The organism is Kaistia nematophila (assembly GCF_026343855.1).
GTDB lineage: Bacteria > Pseudomonadota > Alphaproteobacteria > Rhizobiales > Kaistiaceae > Kaistia > Kaistia nematophila.
Genome location: NZ_JAPKNK010000002.1, coordinates 449,678 through 464,851, shown reverse-complemented (window position 1 = coordinate 464,851; position 15,174 = coordinate 449,678). Strand labels below are relative to the sequence as shown.

General features: G+C 66.1%; 14 protein-coding genes. 9 read left to right on the top strand and 5 right to left on the bottom strand.

The annotated features are described in order from the left end of the window. Positions 1 to 43 precede the first annotated feature (43 nt). From surE to OSH07_RS06470, 3 genes are all read left to right on the top strand, one after another. Entirely contained in the window at positions 44 to 802 is a 759-nt protein-coding gene (surE, locus tag OSH07_RS06480) for a 5'/3'-nucleotidase SurE (protein ID WP_266337792.1), read from the top strand. Between the two features lie 154 nt (positions 803 to 956). Continuing rightward, positions 957 to 1,649 (top strand): protein-L-isoaspartate(D-aspartate) O-methyltransferase, encoded by a 693-nt coding sequence (locus OSH07_RS06475; RefSeq protein WP_266337791.1) that lies wholly within the window; start codon positions 957 to 959, stop codon positions 1,647 to 1,649. Positions 1,650 to 2,091: 442 nt separating this feature from the next. Continuing rightward, complete coding sequence (locus tag OSH07_RS06470; protein ID WP_266337790.1) at positions 2,092 to 3,519, top strand: peptidoglycan DD-metalloendopeptidase family protein; 1,428 nt, start codon at positions 2,092 to 2,094, stop codon at positions 3,517 to 3,519. A gap of 171 nt (positions 3,520 to 3,690) precedes the next feature. On the opposite strand, the gene OSH07_RS06465 is transcribed toward OSH07_RS06470, so the two are convergent. Continuing rightward, positions 3,691 to 4,575, bottom strand: coding sequence for an ATP-binding protein (locus tag OSH07_RS06465; RefSeq protein WP_266337789.1), 885 nt, complete (start codon positions 4,573 to 4,575; stop codon positions 3,691 to 3,693). 328 nt (positions 4,576 to 4,903) lie between these two features. Between OSH07_RS06465 and yajC the strand changes: the two genes are divergently transcribed. The 5 genes from yajC to OSH07_RS06440 all read left to right on the top strand — a co-directional run bounded on the left by yajC (position 4,904) and on the right by OSH07_RS06440 (position 9,129). Beyond that, positions 4,904 to 5,242 (top strand): preprotein translocase subunit YajC, encoded by a 339-nt coding sequence (gene yajC, locus OSH07_RS06460; RefSeq protein ID WP_266337788.1) that lies wholly within the window; start codon positions 4,904 to 4,906, stop codon positions 5,240 to 5,242. A gap of 64 nt (positions 5,243 to 5,306) precedes the next feature. Continuing rightward, positions 5,307 to 6,908 (top strand): protein translocase subunit SecD, encoded by a 1,602-nt coding sequence (gene secD, locus OSH07_RS06455; RefSeq protein WP_266337787.1) that lies wholly within the window; start codon positions 5,307 to 5,309, stop codon positions 6,906 to 6,908. A 21-nt stretch (positions 6,909 to 6,929) separates the two neighbouring features. Next, positions 6,930 to 7,868: a protein translocase subunit SecF gene (gene secF / locus OSH07_RS06450; RefSeq protein ID WP_266337786.1), complete on the top strand. Its 939-nt coding sequence runs from the start codon at positions 6,930 to 6,932 to the stop codon at positions 7,866 to 7,868. Positions 7,869 to 7,874: 6 nt separating this feature from the next. Further along, positions 7,875 to 8,273: an Mth938-like domain-containing protein gene (locus OSH07_RS06445; RefSeq protein ID WP_266337785.1), complete on the top strand. Its 399-nt coding sequence runs from the start codon at positions 7,875 to 7,877 to the stop codon at positions 8,271 to 8,273. A gap of 13 nt (positions 8,274 to 8,286) precedes the next feature. Beyond that, positions 8,287 to 9,129, top strand: coding sequence for a phytoene/squalene synthase family protein (locus OSH07_RS06440; protein WP_266337784.1), 843 nt, complete (start codon positions 8,287 to 8,289; stop codon positions 9,127 to 9,129). 290 nt (positions 9,130 to 9,419) lie between these two features. Here the strand turns inward: OSH07_RS06440 and OSH07_RS06435 are convergent, their stop codons facing one another. From OSH07_RS06435 to OSH07_RS06425, 3 genes are all read right to left on the bottom strand, one after another. Further along, positions 9,420 to 11,174 carry a B12-binding domain-containing radical SAM protein gene (locus tag OSH07_RS06435; protein WP_266337783.1) on the bottom strand — a complete coding sequence of 585 codons (1,755 nt, stop codon included), beginning with the start codon at positions 11,172 to 11,174 and terminating at the stop codon, positions 9,420 to 9,422. Positions 11,175 to 11,336: 162 nt separating this feature from the next. Continuing rightward, positions 11,337 to 12,749 carry a methylenetetrahydrofolate--tRNA-(uracil(54)-C(5))-methyltransferase (FADH(2)-oxidizing) TrmFO gene (trmFO, locus tag OSH07_RS06430; protein WP_266337782.1) on the bottom strand — a complete coding sequence of 471 codons (1,413 nt, stop codon included), beginning with the start codon at positions 12,747 to 12,749 and terminating at the stop codon, positions 11,337 to 11,339. A gap of 197 nt (positions 12,750 to 12,946) precedes the next feature. Next, positions 12,947 to 13,105, bottom strand: a complete 159-nt coding sequence (locus OSH07_RS06425) for a DUF1127 domain-containing protein (protein ID WP_277614172.1) — start codon at positions 13,103 to 13,105, stop codon at positions 12,947 to 12,949. A 262-nt stretch (positions 13,106 to 13,367) separates the two neighbouring features. Between OSH07_RS06425 and OSH07_RS06420 the strand changes: the two genes are divergently transcribed. Next, positions 13,368 to 13,958 (top strand): hypothetical protein, encoded by a 591-nt coding sequence (locus OSH07_RS06420; protein ID WP_266337781.1) that lies wholly within the window; start codon positions 13,368 to 13,370, stop codon positions 13,956 to 13,958. A 396-nt stretch (positions 13,959 to 14,354) separates the two neighbouring features. Here the strand turns inward: OSH07_RS06420 and OSH07_RS06415 are convergent, their stop codons facing one another. Next, the gene (locus OSH07_RS06415; RefSeq protein ID WP_266338188.1) at positions 14,355 to 15,101 is read right to left on the bottom strand and encodes a DUF2189 domain-containing protein; all 747 of its coding nucleotides are present in this window, start codon (positions 15,099 to 15,101) and stop codon (positions 14,355 to 14,357) included. Positions 15,102 to 15,174: the final 73 nt, after the last annotated feature.

Below are 15,174 nucleotides of genomic sequence, written 5' to 3'. Positions count from 1 at the left end.
TACCGCGGCGAAGGCCATCCGACGAGATAGCAAGGCTGACCCAATGCGCATTCTGATCACCAATGACGACGGCATTCATGCTCCCGGCCTCGCCGTGCTGGAGCGCATCGCGCGGACGCTTTCCGACGATGTCTGGGTGGTCGCCCCGGAGACCGATCAGTCGGGCCTTGCGCACTCACTGACCCTGAACGATCCGCTGCGGCTGCGGCAGGTTTCCGAGCAGACCTTCGCCGTTCGCGGCACGCCGACGGATTGCGTCATCATGGCGGTCCGCAAGGTGATGGATCGCGCGCCGGACCTGATCCTTTCCGGCGTCAATTCCGGCCAGAACGCCGCCGACGACGTCACCTATTCGGGCACGGTCGCCGGCGCCATCGAGGGCACGCTGCTCGGCATTCCGTCGATCGCGCTCAGCCAGGCCTATGACTTCACCGACGGCCGCCGCATCATCCCCTGGGAGACGGTCGAGGCGCATGCGCCCCGCATCCTGAAGAAGCTGGTGGCGCATGGCTGCCCGCGCGGCGTGCTCTACAACCTGAACTTCCCGAACACGGCGCCCGGCCTCGTCGCCGGCGTCGAGGTGACGTCGCAGGGCGTCGTCACGCACGGCCTCAGCGTCGACGAGCGCCATGACGGCCGTGGCAACCCGTATTTCTGGCTGAAGCATCACCGTGTCTCCGAGGAGCACGCTGCCGGAACCGACGTCCATGCCATCCGGCGCGGCGTCATCTCGATCACGCCGCTGCGCATCGACATGACCGCCTATGATCAGGCGCACGAGCTGAACGCGCTCTTCGCTTGAGGCATCGCGACAGCCGCGGGTCGCGCATCTTTCCGGCGCGATCCGCCAACTGCCCCGAAATGACGCAAAATCGTCGCCAGCGCTGCGCGCAATAAGACGCCGTTTACCACCTCGGCCGCATGTGTAGGTCTCGGAAGGCGAGGGCGCGTAGCGTATGGCACTCGAGGCGGTTCAGTTTCACCCGATGGACTATGAGGCGTTCGACGATAATCTCGTCCCGATCGCCCAGTTCCTGCTGCGTCTGCGCCAGTTCGGCATCATGGACCGGCGCATGGTCGATGCCTTCGAGGCCATCCCGCGCCAGCCTTTCCAGCCGTTGGACGCAAAGCGCAGCCCGCTGTTCAACGAGCGTCCGCAGCCGATCGATTGCGGCCAGCTCGACACCCCACCGCTGCTCGCCGCCCGCATTATCGAGGCGCTCGCGCCGACGACCCGTTGCCGCGTGCTCGATGTCGGCACCGGCACCGGCTATCTCGCGGCGGTGCTGTCGCGCCTGTCGCGGCGCGTCTACACGGTCGATCGCTTCCGGACCTTGGTTTCGGCGGCGCAGTCGCGCTTCGAGATGCTGCGGATCGCCAACATCACCGCCGTCTTCGGCGACGGCCTCGACGGCTGGCCGGAGAAGGGGCCGTTCGACCGCATCGTTTCCTCGGCTTCCGCTCCCGCCGTGCCGCCGGCCTTCGTCGAGGCGCTGAGCACCAACGGCACGCTCGTCATGCCGATCGGCCCCGACGAGGGCATCCAGACGTTGACCCGGTTCATCCGCGTCGATCGCCAGCTGGTCGCGACGCCGATTTGCCCGGTTCGCATGGTGCCGCTGATCAAGGGCAGGGCGGCCCGGCTCTGATTCGGCGTGGTGCTGCGCCCTCCTTCATTCTTGGATATCCCTGTAGGCACCCAATCGCGATGCCGGACGCGGGCTTCGCAGAGGCAGGGTTCCGTCCGATGTCTCCCGTCCCGCGTGCGGGTGTTCGGCTTCGCTCCGCCTTCATGTTCTGGCCTGAGCCGACCGCACCGGGGCCGGCTTTCCGCCGTGTTTTGCCGGACGATTCTTAACCGGGCGGCAGGGCGCCCTAGGGCAGGAAGCGCGGCATCCTGCGGCGGAAAATTCGCGGGATTGTGCAATGCCGACGAAGTTTTGCGTCCCGTTTAAGCCTTTATCAACGTTACCGGCGTTTATTGGCCTCATGTGTGGTGTGGCGTTGCGAGTTGGCTCGATGTGCAGAAATGTCTCCTCTTTTCGGTCTCGGACTCTCTCCCAGGTTGCGGTCATCGCGCTCCTTTCGGGCTTGACCGCTGCCTGCAGCGCTGACGGTTCGCGCTACGGCTCGATCTTCACCGGCAGTGCCGCCAATCAGCGGCAGATCATCGGCGGTTCGCAGCCGATGCCCGCTCCGGTGGACTACGGCGCCAGCAACAGCGACGTCGTTGCGGTTCCGCCGCCGTCGCGCGCCGTGAGCCGTTCGGACCTGCCGCCGATGCTGCCAGGCACCCAGCAGAACCCGCAGGCCGTGGCGGCAGCCCCTTCCTATGAAACGCCCGCGCCGCGTGGCTATACGCCGCCGGCCGACGCCCAGCCGATGCAGGTTGCGTCCGCTGCCCAGCCGCCGCGCCGCAACGGCGCCTGGTCGACCGAGGGCGGCACCGTCGTGACGCTCGGCCCCGGCGAGACGCTCTCTTCCGTTTCGCGTCGCTATGGCGTTCCGATCAAGGAACTGGCCCGCGTCAACAATATCGGCAATCCCTCGCAGGTCGGCGCCGGCACGCGCCTGACGATCCCGACCTATGGCCAGGGCGGCGGCGCCGCCGTCGCCGAGGCGCCCGCCGCCTCGTCGCCGCAGAGCCGTGACAGCACCCAGCTGGTTGCCGGTCCCGCGCCGGCCGGCGAGCGCAAGCCGGTCGCCTCCGCCGAGGGCTCGTTGAATGGTGTGCACACGGTTTCGCCCGGTCAGACGCTGTCCTCGATCGCCCGTCTCTATGGTGTCAGCGCCAAGGACCTTGCGGCCGCCAACAGCCTGTCCTCGACGAACCAGCTGAAGTCCGGCCAGAAGCTCCGCATTCCCGGCAACAACGGCAATCCGCAGGCCGTCGCGCTTCGCACCGATCCGTCGCGCCGCGAGGAGAAGCCGCAGGGCGAGGATCCGAACGCCAAGCCGGTCGCCGCAAACGCGCCGCAGAAGTCGGTGGAGGAGCCGGCAACGACGGCCAGCGTCGCCAAGCCGGTCGAGACGGCTTCGATCGCCAAGCCCGCGACGCCGAACCAGCCGGTGGCCTATGCGCCGCCGACCGAGGACGCGCCGGCCGCGACCAACGCCAGCGCCGATCCGGGTTCCGCCAACGGCACGACGTTCCGCTGGCCGGTGCGCGGCCGCATCATCACCGGCTTCGGTGCTTCGGCGACGGGCGAAAAGAACGACGGCATCAACCTTGCCGTTCCGGAAGGCACCTCGATCAAGGCCGCCGAGGCCGGCACCGTGATCTATGCCGGCAATGAACTCGAGGGCTACGGCAACCTGGTCCTCGTCCGTCACGCCGACGGCTGGGTCTCGGCCTACGCCCACAACAGCAAGATCCTGGTCAAGCGCGGCGATTCCGTGCGGCGCGGCCAGATCATCTCGCAGGCGGGTGCGTCCGGCTCGGTGAATGCGCCCCAGCTTCATTTCGAGCTTCGCAGGGGCTCGAAGCCGGTCAACCCGCTGGACTACCTGCAGGGCTGACCGACCAAGGCCGTTCATCGTTTCTGGTAAACGCTGAACGGCCTTGGTCCCTTGTCTGATCGCGTTTTCTTCACGCGAACCGGTATCCACTTCGCTTGAAAACGCTCTAGTCCTGGCCGGTACGACCTCGTCTCGTGGGTGTTAGCCGGTCATCATTCTGGCGGGGCGGCTTCAGCCCGTAAGAGCGACCCCAAGTCGTCCCGCCAGATCCTGCACATATTGCCACGCGACGCGGCCAGACCGCGCGCCGCGCGTCGTCGACCACTCGAGGGCCTCGGCGCGCAGGACCTCCGGGGCCACATCCAGCTTGAAGTGCTCGGCATAGCCGTTGACCATGGCGAGATAATCGTCCTGGCTACACTTGTGGAAGCCGAGCCAGAGACCGAAACGGTCCGAAAGCGAAACCTTCTCCTCGACCGCCTCGCCGGGATTGATCGCCGTCGAGCGCTCGTTCTCCATCATGTCGCGCGGCAGCAGGTGGCGCCGGTTCGACGTGGCGTAGAACACGACGTTCTCGGGCCGGCCCTCGACGCCGCCGTCCAGCGCCGCCTTCAGCGACTTGTAGGACGTGTCGTCGTTGTCGAAGGAAAGATCGTCGCAGAACAGGATGAAGCGGCGGTCGAGCCCGCGCACCAGCGTCATCAGCTCGGGCAGGCTGTCTATGTCCTCGCGGTGGATCTCGACCAGCTTCATCGGATGGCCGCCCGGCAGCTTGGACGGGTCGCTGTTGATCGTCGCATGCGCCGCCTTCACCAGCGAGCTCTTGCCCATGCCGCGCGCGCCCCAGAGCAGGACGTTGTTGGCCGGCAGGCCGCGTGCGAAGCGATCGGTGTTGTCGACCAGGATGTCGCGCACGCGGTCGACGCCCTTCAGAAGCACCATCTCGACGCGATTGACCTTCGGCACCGGCTGCAGCGTGCCGGTCGAGGCCTGCCAGACGAAGGCATCGGCGGCGTCGGGGTCGAAGGCAGGGCGTGCCGGCGGTACGGCGCGCTCGATCAGGGCGATCAGCCGGTCGAGACGATCGGCGACGGATTTCAGCGTATCTTCTGTCACAGTGCATTTCCTCGGGCCCGTCCCTACCTCTCGTTCTGTCGAGGGGGCGCGGACCTGCCGGCGGGTGGGGTGAATGGCGTCCCGGACGAAGGCGAAACGCCGCATCCGGCCCTCCGGGCGATCTCTTCCCGCATGCAAGCGAGGGTTCCGGACGACAATCGCCACTATCATGCCGGTGCGGCCATTTGCAAAGGCCTGCCGCGTCGTTATATTCCGCGCCGTTTCGCGTACCGCTGTCTCTCCCTATGTGAAGGTCGGCGCAAACCACGCGTCTTGATCCGACGGGCCGCCAGCGGACCCGCCAACGCTACAGGGAGCATCCATTTCCATGTTCATTACCCCCGCCTTCGCTCAGGCCGCCGGCGCACCCGCTGGTGGTGCCGACCTGCTCATCCAGTTCGTGCCGTTCATCTTCGTCTTCGCCATCATGTGGTTCCTGATGATTCGGCCGCAGCGGCAGAAGCAGAAGGCGCATCAGGAGATGATCAAGGGTGCGCGCCGCGGCGACACGGTCGTGATGTCGGGCGGCCTGATCGGCAAGATCAACAAGGTCGTCGATGATTCCGAAGTCCTGCTGGAAGTGGCCGAGGGCGTCCGCGTTCGTGTCTCGCGCTCTGCCATCGCCGACGTGCGCGCCAAGGGCGAGCCGGCCAAGGACGGCGAATAAGCCACCGCTTAGCTCCCCCTGATACAACGGCCCCTCGGGGCCGAGATCGACTGGAACGGTTTCCATGCTGCACTTTACACGCTGGAAGATGATTGCGATCCTGGCCGTCGTGGTGGTCGGGCTCCTCGCGGCGCTTCCCAATCTCTTCTCGAAGGAAACCGTTCAATCCTGGCCGAGCTGGGTGCCGAAACGGCAAATGGTCCTCGGCCTGGATCTCCAGGGGGGCGCCTATCTCCTCTATGAGGTGGATCGGCAGGATTACGTGCAGAAGCGCCTGCGTTCGCTCGTGGGCGACATCCGCAAGGCGATGCTGCAGGAGCCGCGCATCGGCTATTCGGGCCTCGGCGTCCAGGGGCAGGGCGTGCAGCTCCGCGTCCGGGACCTGTCGCAGCTCGACGAGGTGCGCAAGCGCCTCGAGCCGTTGCGCAACCAGCTTTCCACGTCCGCGCTCGGTGGCACGGCCGTCAACGAATTCGACCTGAACGTCGGCAGCGACGGCCTGGTCCAGATGTCCTATTCGGAAGCCGGCCTTGAGCAGCGCATCCGCCAGATCGTCGATCAGTCGATCGAGGTCATCGGCCGCCGTATCGACCAGCTTGGCACCGTCGAGCCGTCGATCCAGCGTCAGGGCTCGGACCGCATCCTCGTCGAGGCGCCCGGCCTCGACGATCCCGAGCGCCTGAAGACGCTCGTCGGCCAGACCGCGCAGCTGACCTTCCACCTCGTCGACACCGGCGTTTCGCCGACGGCCGACACGCGCAAGCCGGGCACCATCGTCCTGAACTCGAACGACAACCCGCCGGTTCCCTACGTGCTCGAGGAAGCGCCGCTCCTCACCGGCGAGGACCTGACCGACGCGCAGGCCACCTTCGACCAGCGCACCAACGAGCCGGTCGTGTCGTTCCGCCTTTCGAGCTCCGGCGCGCGCGTCTTCGGCGACGTCACCGCCAAGAACGTCAACCGGCCCTTCGCCATCGTCCTCGACGACAAGGTGATCTCGGCCCCGGTCATCCGCGAGCCCATTCTCGGCGGTTCCGGCCAGATCTCCGGCAATTTCTCAATCCAGTCGGCCAATGACCTCGCCATCCTGCTGCGCGCCGGCTCGCTGCCCGCCAAGCTGACGATCGTCGAGGAGCGCAATGTCGGCCCGGGTCTCGGCGCCGACTCGATCCGCTCCGGCAAGATCGCCGCCATCATCGGCACCGCCGCGGTCTGCGCCTTCATGGTGATGACCTATGGCGTGCTGGGCTGGATCGCCAATATCGCGGTGATCGTGAACGTCATCCTGATCTTCTCCATCGTGACGATCCTGGGCGCGACGCTGTCGCTACCCGGCATCGCCGGCGTGATCATCACAGTCGGCACCGCGGTGGACTCCAACGTTCTGATCTATGAGCGCATACGCGAGGAATATCGCGCAGGGCGATCGGCGATCGCGTCCATCGACGCCGGCTTCCACAAGGCGCTCGGCACCATTCTCGACGCGAACGTGACCACCCTGATCGCAGCCCTCGTGCTCTTCTACATGGGGTCGGGCCCGATCCGCGGCTTCGCCGTCACGCACGCCATCGGCGTCGCGACGACGATGTTCACGGCGTTCACCTTCACCCGCCTCCTGGTCGCGATGTGGGTGCGTTGGCGCCGTCCGACCAAGATCACGCTCTGAACCGAAGCGAGGACAGAAACCATGGCTCATCTTCGCATCGTTCCTGACAACACCAGCATCCCGTTCATGCGGATGCGGAAGTGGACGTTTCCGCTCGCCGCCTTCCTGTCGGTGATGTCGGTGATCCTGTTCTTCGCCGTCGGCCCCAACTACGGCATCGACTTCCTCGGCGGCACCGTCATCGAGATCCAGACCAAGGACGACCATCCGGATCTCGGCGGCCTGCGTTCGAACCTGAACGGCCTCGGTCTCGGCGACGTCCAGGTGCAGACGATCGGCGCCGAGAATTCGATCCTGATCCGCATCGGCCAGCAGACCGGCGGCGAGGAGGCCCAGCAGGCCGCCATCGCCAAGATCCGCACGGCACTCGCCGATCAGGCGGAGTTCCGCCGGACCGAAATCGTCGGCCCGCGCGTTTCGGGCGAACTGGCCTACAAGGGCACCATGGCGATGCTGGTGACCTTCGCCGCCATCGCCATCTATGTGTGGTTCCGCTTCGAATGGCAGTTCGCCGTCGGCTCGATCATCTCGGCCGCCAACGTCGTGGTGATGACCTTCGGCTTCTATGTCGTCACGCAGCACGAGTTCAATCTGACCTCGCTCGCTGCCATCCTGACGACGATCGGCTATTCGCTGAACGACACGGTCGTGGTCTATGACCGAATTCGCGAAACGCTGCGAAAGTACAAGAAGATCCCGCTCGGCGACCTGATCGACCGCGCCATCAACGACATGCTCGGCCGTACCGTCATCACGACGGTGACGACGCTGATCGCGCTGTTCTCGCTCTACCTGTTCGGTGGCGAGGTCATCCAGGCGTTCACGCTCGCCATGATCTTCGGCGTGCTCGCGGCGATCTTCTCGTCGGTCTGCGTGGCCGCGCCGATCCTGATCTATTTCGGCGTGCGCTCGGACCAGATGACGAAGAAGGAAGACGTGGAGGCGGCCGGCAAGGCCTGATCGGGCATGGCGCTCTTCACGCGGCCATCCAAATCGCTGCGCCCCCAGCACTTTCCTGGACAGGCGCCGATCGACGTCTACGGCGAAGGGGTTTTCCGCTTCGCCGAGATGTCGCACTCCGGCTCGCTTCTCTGCCTGCCGAGCGGCATCTATGGATGGCCGGTCGCCGGCGCCGCCGAGATCACCGCCGAGACGCTCTCGGATGTGTTCGCCGAGGCGGCCGACGTCGCGCTGCTGGTGATCGGTTGCGGCCGCGATATCGCGGTGGTGCCGAAGGAACTGCGCGAGCAGCTCAAGGCGGCCGGCATCGGCGTCGAGGTGATGGCCACGGGCCCGGCTGTGCGCACCTACAACATCCTGCTCGCCGAGGGCCGCCCCGTCGCGGCGGCGCTCGTCGTCGTCTGATTGGTTTCGTTTGATGGACGTCTTCGCCCTTTGCGCCGATGAAGTGCGCGCGCATGACCGCGATCGGTATCTCGCCGATCTGTTCGCCCCGGAAGCGAAGCGGCGCTATCTCTTCGCGCTCCACGCCTTCAACCTCGAGATCGTGCGGGTGCGGGAGCTCGTCAGCGATCCGATGCCGGGCGAGATCCGCCTGCAATGGTGGCGTGATGTCCTGGCCGGCGAGGCGAGGGGCGAGGTGGCGGGACACCCGGTCGCCGCCGCCCTGCTCGAAACCATCGGCCTGCACCATCTCCCGCGCGCCGCCTTCGACAACCTGATCGAGGCGCACATCTTCGATCTCTACAACGATCCGATGCCGACGCTCGGCGATCTCGAAGGCTATGCCGGCGAGACGGTCTCCGTGCTGATCCAGCTGGCCGCGCTCGTGCTCGCCGGCGGCGAGGATCCGCATACGGCGGATGCGGCCGGCCATGCCGGCGTCGCGCAGGCGCTGACCGGGCTGATGCGCGCACTGCCGTTCCATGCCCGCCGGCAGCAACTGTTCCTGCCGGCCGACCTCATGGAGCGCCATGGCGTCAAGGCCGATGACATCTTCGCGGGCCGGACGACGCCGGAACTGCTGGCGCTGCTGGCCGACCTGCGCGCCACCGCCCGCCGTCATCTCGAAGCCGGTCGCGTCGCGATATCGCATGCCGACCGCGTGGCGTTGCCGGCGTTCCAGCCGATCGCGCTCGTCGAGCCGATGCTGAAGCTGATGGACCGGGCCGATTATGATCCGTTCAAGACAGCGATCGACCCGCCGCAATGGAAGCGGCAGCTTTGGCTGTGGCGCGCGGCGCGTCGGGCCCGGTTCTAGGCCTGGCGGCTGGCGCTTGGCGAGCCTCGCGTTTCCGCATTCCGCAGTCATCCCTGCGTAAGCAGGGATTCATGCATCGGTCGCCCACCGCGCCCGGCGAACGGGCTGGTCAGCGATCCATCACGCGGCCCAGCCATGCGGGCATCGGCCAGATCGATCGCGGATCTCCGCTTCGCTGCGTCCGGGATGACGGCGAGCGCGTGGTCGGGTCGACGGGGCCATTTCATGGAGTGCCTTCGACACTTCGTGACGGCCCTTCGGTTGTCGTCCTGCAGCAGCGGCGGTGCCGTTCACGTCGCCCCGTGCGTCAGGATGTCGATGTTGTGGGCATGGCGGACGGCGCCGCGCGCGGCCTCGCTCTGGTTGAAGATCTCCAGCGTCTCGGTCTCGTCCTCGCCGACTGGCATCAGCGCGGCGTCCATGTAGCGCGCCTTGTCGGGACTGGCCTCGATGCGGCGGCGCTTCCATTCGAGCTTGCCGAGCAGCCACAGTAGCCTGGCGCTTTTTGCGACCGTCTCGAGCGCCTCGCGCGGATAGAAGCGCCAGGCGGGCTCGATCGGCATCCCGGGGCGGCGGTCGAGCCGGTCCTTGAAGCGAAGGACGCCGCCCTGCAGCGGATGGACGTGCTCGACGTCGACGGAGGTTGAGAACCACATCAAGAGCTTCATGATGCTGGTCGTCCTCACCCCGGTGGCGGCGGCGCGGCGCAGGATCGTCACCATGTGTTCCGGTGAATAGAACAGCCGCCAGGCGTCGCGATAGATGCCTTCCCATTCCTGCTGCGACATGCGCTCATGGCCGGTCACGGCATGTTCGAGATCGTATTTGTTGAGGTCGCCGTCCATCGCGATGCCCTTGCGATGCAGGGACTGGTGGTCCTCCGAGCCGGGGAGCGGCGTCAGGAAGAAGAACTCCAGGATATCGAGCGGCAGCTCGCGCTGGATAATGCCGATGTCGCGGCGGATGCTCTCCGGCGTGTCGTTCGGAAAGCCGAGGATGTAGCCGGCATAGGTGATGATGCCCTGCCGCTTCCAGTCGAGCAGCATCCGTCGATATTCGGTGATCTTGTTCTGGCGCTTCTTCGCCGCCATCAGGTTGTCTGGGTTGATGTTCTCCAGCCCGATGAAGACGCGGGTGACGCCGGCCCGTTTGCACTTCGTGATGAAGTTGGGGATCTTGTGGCAGAGCGTGTCGACCTGGATCATCAGGCCGATGCGCATTCCCTCCCGCTCGCGCAGGGCGATGATGCGGTCGAGGATGATCTCCCAGTCCTTGTTGCGGGCGAAATTGTCGTCTGTGATGAAGTAGTTGTGGATGCCCTGCGCCAGGTTCTCGCGGATCAGCTTCTCGACGTCATCCGGCGAGCGGCGGCGGGACTTGCGGCCCTGGACGTTGATGATGGTGCAGAACGAGCACTGGAACGGGCAGCCGCGGCCGGCGTCGAAGGAGGTGTTGCCGCCGAGCGTGCGGGCGACGTAGCCGGCCGGCAGGAAGGGAGGTGGCGTGCCTTCGACGCTCGGCAGGTCCTTCATGTAGTTGTAGATCGGCTGCAGCGTGCCGGCGGCGGCGTCGAGCAGCACGCGGTCGAGCCGCTCCTCCGCCTCGCCGGCGAACAGGCTGACGCCGATGTCGAGTGCCTGCTGCAGGTCGACATGCAGGTCCGGCAGCATGGCGAGGCAGCCCGAGACGTGGAAGCCGCCCATCGCCACCGGGATGCCGGCTTCCCGCAGCGGTCGCGCGAGATCGAGCGCATGCGGATACTGGTTCGACTGGACGCCGACCAGCCCGACCAGGCCGAAATTGCCGTTCTGGCGGAATTCCTCGATCAGCCGGTCGATCCGGACGCGCGTATTGGTTTCGTCGATGGCGCGGATGTCGAGGATGACATCGTCGCCCAGAACCTTGCGCGCGTCACAATCGGCGGCGAGGCCGTAGAGGCTGGCGAGCGAGTTGGAGGGGATCGACGACCGGAACCAGCGGATCACATAGCCGTCGTCGTCGTAGTGCGAGGGCTTGATCAGGACCAGGAGAAAGGGGCGCTTCATGGCAGCGCCCCGCAATGCACGTCGGACTGCATGTCTGGCTTCCCCCTTGCGGTGGCATTAGCGCATGCGAATTCTCGGACTGGGCATCAAATCAGATTGTGCAGTGACTTTACGGAAGGCCGGCGCGTTCGGCAATGCCGCGCGCCGGCCCTTCTGGCGGGTCTACTCGGCGGCGGCGGCGACCGAGGCCGGGCCGTTCAGCCAGGCCGAGGCATCGGCGCGGGCGCGGGCGGTGAGCGCCTTCTTCTTGGCAATCGCCTTGTCGTTGCCGCGCAGCTTCACGCCGGGCTCGCGCGGGATCTCGACCGGCGGGAACAGGCCGAAATTGACGTTCATCGGCTGGAACGAGCGGCTGCCGGCGTCCTCGTCGACGAGATGGCCGCCGGTGATGTGGCCGAGCAGGGCGCCGAACGCGGTCGTGACCGGCGGCGTCACCGGCACCTCGCCGAGGCGCTCGGCGGCGGCGAAGCGGCCGGCCAGCAGGCCGATCGAGGCGGATTCGACATAGCCCTCGCAGCCGGTGATCTGGCCGGCGAAGCGCAGGCGCGGCTGCGCCCTGAGGCGAAGCAGCGGATCGAGCAGCTTGGGCGAGTTCAGGAAGGTGTTGCGATGCAGGCCGCCGAGACGGGCGAACTGCGCGTTCTCCAGGCCCGGGATCATGCGCAGCACGTCGGTCTGGGCGCCATATTTCAGCTTCGTCTGGAAGCCGACCATGTTGTAGAGCGTGCCGAGCGCATTGTCCTGCCGGAGCTGGACGATCGCGTGCGGCTTGACGGTCGGGTTGCGCGGATTGGTGAGGCCGACCGGCTTCATCGGGCCGAAGCGCAGCGTCTCGCGACCGCGGTTCGCCATGATCTCGATCGGCAGGCAGCCGTCGAAATAGGGCGTCGAGGCTTCCCAGTCCTTGAAGTCGGTGGTGTCGCCGGCGATCAGCGCGTCGAGGAAGGCGTTGTACTGTGCCTCGTCCATCGGGCAGTTGATGTAGTCGGCGCCGTTGCCGCCGGGGCCGACCTTGTCGTAGCGCGACTGGAACCAGGCGACGTCCATGTCGATCGAATCGAAATAGACGATCGGCGCGATGGCGTCGAAGAAGGCGAGCGCGTCGGCGCCGGTCAGGCCGCGGATCGCGTCGGAGAGGTCCGGCGAGGTCAGGGGGCCGGTGGCGACGATGACATTGTCCCACTCGGCTGGCGGCAGGCCGGCGATCTCGTTGCGGTCGATGGTGACGAGGGGGTGCTCCTCGAGCGCCTTGGTGACGGCCTGCGAGAAACCCTCGCGGTCGACGGCGAGCGCGCCGCCGGCGGGCACCTGGTTGGCATCGCCCATACGCATGATGAGCGAGTTCGCCATGCGCATTTCCGCGTGCAGCAGACCGACCGCATTGGTGTCAGCATCGTCGGAACGGAACGAGTTGGAGCAGACGAGCTCGGCAAGGCCGTCCGTCTTGTGGGCGTCCGTCGCACGGACCGGGCGCATCTCGTGCAGGACGACGGGAATGCCGCGATTGACGATCTGCCAGGCCGCTTCAGAGCCGGCCAGGCCACCGCCGATGATGTGAATGGGATCTGTTTTCATGGCGCGGAGATTATTGCGCCGGGGCCAATCGGACAACCGCGCAGTTCGCGATTGGGGCCGGACAAAAGAAAACGCCCGTCGGGGAGGAGGTCGACGGGCGTTCTCTTTGGGTGGCGCTTCGCGAGGGAGGAGGTTCGCTGGCGCCTTATCGCGGGAACGAGGGAGGAGGTTCGTTCCCGTCGAATTCCGTATTCGGCTCAGTAACCGGCCGTCTGCTTGGCGATCTGGGTGATGTCGCCGCGGTTGATGCCAAGATCATTGAGCTCGCGATTGGTCAGGCGCATCAGCTCACCGTAGGTCTCACGGTACTTGCGCCAGTTCTTGTAGGAAGCGAGGATGTTCACGGCCACGGTCATATTCCTTCGGACAAACGGATCTTTTCGGTCGGGCGGCTCAATCTGTTTCGTCTGCCGTCCTTGTTGATCTCAATGTAGGGGAAGACGACTGGCAGGAGCACTGCGTAAATGCGCATGGCTGCGCTGCAGATGATGCAGAGCAGCATGTGAAAGTGACTAAATGTTGCGCTGCAATATTGCCTAAAGAGGCAGCGGCCGACACGATGAGACGCTTGGGGAATCGCGGAGCGGCCGCTCGTCGCTCCGCAAAGGGGGATGCCGCATGTCACGGAAGCGCGCCTTTGCCGGATGGATGGCCTTGCCGTTGTTGCTGGGCCTGGCGGGGCCGGCCTTCGCCGACGCGTTTCAGCCGGTGACGATCCGCTATTGCCACGGCTATGGCTGCAAGATGCGATCGCCGGTGACCTTCTCCCGCGCCGATCTCGCCAACCTGAAGCGCATCCTCGATAGCGGCAAGGGTAGCCCGGTGGCCGAGCGCGCCGCGATTTCGCGCGCCGACCAGTGGTACGAGCGCAAGGCGGGCGCCGCGACCGGCACGTCGAATGACGGCGCCAAGGACACCTATGAGCTTTTCACGCCGCTGTCGGAGATCGACTGCGTCGACGAGACCGTCAACACCACCACGTTGCTGGAACTCGTCGACAGCCGGGGATGGCTGCGCCACCACAAGGCGGGCCGCCCGGCCAATCGGGGCTTCCTGATCGACGGACGCTATCCGCACAACACCGCGACGATCGTCGAGAAGGCCGGTGGCAAGCGGTGGGTGGTCGACAGCTGGGTGCGCGCCAATGCCGAGCCGCCCGACATCAAGCCGCTGGATGTCTGGAAGCGGGAGGGCGGGCGGCGCGGCTGAGGGAGCTACAGCCGGGTGCCCATCCGCCGCGACGGTAGCGGCTCCGCTGCGCCGCGCCCGTTCGCAACAAGACATGTCCGCCCGCCGACCGGCGCACCTGTCTGTCTTGGTCGCATGTCCATGGTCGTCTTGTCGTCGCAAGTCCTGCCCTGATGCTCCCCACCAGGACATCTCCCTGCTTCGGCGAAGAAGCAGGGAAGCCGGATATGTTGTTGCTGGATCACGGATTCCTCGAGTGAGGATCCACCCGATGCGTCCCAGACCCGATATTCCCTTGGGACGCTGCCCGCATCCCGTCCTCGCCATGCCGTCGCGATGGCGAGGAATTCCATTTCCGGCGCGCGGCCATGGTCGCGCGCCTGAAATCCCGATGGATCCTGTCCCTGAGCGGGTCGGCTAGACCACCAGCTTCCTATAGAGATGCCACGTCGTGTGGCCGAGCACCGGCATCACCACCGCGAGCCCGAAGAACAGCGGGATCGAGCCGATCGCCAGTGACACGGCGACGATCAGGCCCCAGAGCGCCATGACGCCCGGATTCGTCATCACGGCGCGGATCGAGGTCAGGATGGCCGGGGCGAGGCCGACATCGCGGTCCAGCAGTAGCGGAAACGACACCACGCTGACCGTCAGCACCATCAGCGCGAACAGGAAGCCGACGCCGTTGCCGACCAAGATCAGCGTCCACCCCGCCCGCGTCGTCAGTACCCGGTGCAGGAAGTCGGGGATCGATGCCGCCGGCGCATAGCCGAAATTGGCGACATAGATGGCGTTTGCGACGGCGATCCACACGAAGAAGATCACCATCAGGCCGACGCCGAGCATCAGGATCGCGCCCATCGACGGCGAATGCCGCGCTTCGAGGATCTTCGGCAGCGAAACGTCGAGGCCCTGCTCGCGCCGGCGCGACAATTCATAGAGGCCGAGCGCGGCGAACGGCCCGAGCAGCGCGAAGCCTGCCATCAGCGGAAAGAGGAGGGGCAGGATATCCGCCCCGAACACGGCGCGGCCGATGAGCAGGCCGACCACCGGATAGATCACGACCAGGAAGATCGCGTGGGTCGGCATGGCGGAGAAATCCTCCCAGCCGAGCCGGATGGCGTCTCTAAGGTCGGCGACGGTGATCCGCCGCACGACGGGCATCGCGGTCTCGGGTGAGGTCGAGCCGGTGATGAGATGGGAATGGGTGGAGTAGTCGCTCATATGCGTCGCCATG

Coding starts and splice junctions, on each gene's coding strand:
- surE (WP_266337792.1), top strand. CDS start 44: ATGCGCATTCTGATCACCAATGACGACGGCATTCATGCTCCCGGCCTC.
- OSH07_RS06475 (WP_266337791.1), top strand. CDS start 957: ATGGCACTCGAGGCGGTTCAGTTTCACCCGATGGACTATGAGGCGTTC.
- yajC (WP_266337788.1), top strand. CDS start 4,904: ATGTTCATTACCCCCGCCTTCGCTCAGGCCGCCGGCGCACCCGCTGGT.
- secD (WP_266337787.1), top strand. CDS start 5,307: ATGCTGCACTTTACACGCTGGAAGATGATTGCGATCCTGGCCGTCGTG.
- secF (WP_266337786.1), top strand. CDS start 6,930: ATGGCTCATCTTCGCATCGTTCCTGACAACACCAGCATCCCGTTCATG.
- OSH07_RS06445 (WP_266337785.1), top strand. CDS start 7,875: ATGGCGCTCTTCACGCGGCCATCCAAATCGCTGCGCCCCCAGCACTTT.
- OSH07_RS06440 (WP_266337784.1), top strand. CDS start 8,287: ATGGACGTCTTCGCCCTTTGCGCCGATGAAGTGCGCGCGCATGACCGC.
- OSH07_RS06435 (WP_266337783.1), bottom strand. CDS start 11,174: ATGAAGCGCCCCTTTCTCCTGGTCCTGATCAAGCCCTCGCACTACGAC.
- trmFO (WP_266337782.1), bottom strand. CDS start 12,749: ATGAAAACAGATCCCATTCACATCATCGGCGGTGGCCTGGCCGGCTCT.
- OSH07_RS06425 (WP_277614172.1), bottom strand. CDS start 13,105: ATGACCGTGGCCGTGAACATCCTCGCTTCCTACAAGAACTGGCGCAAG.
- OSH07_RS06420 (WP_266337781.1), top strand. CDS start 13,368: ATGTCACGGAAGCGCGCCTTTGCCGGATGGATGGCCTTGCCGTTGTTG.
- OSH07_RS06415 (WP_266338188.1), bottom strand. CDS start 15,101: ATGCCCGTCGTGCGGCGGATCACCGTCGCCGACCTTAGAGACGCCATC.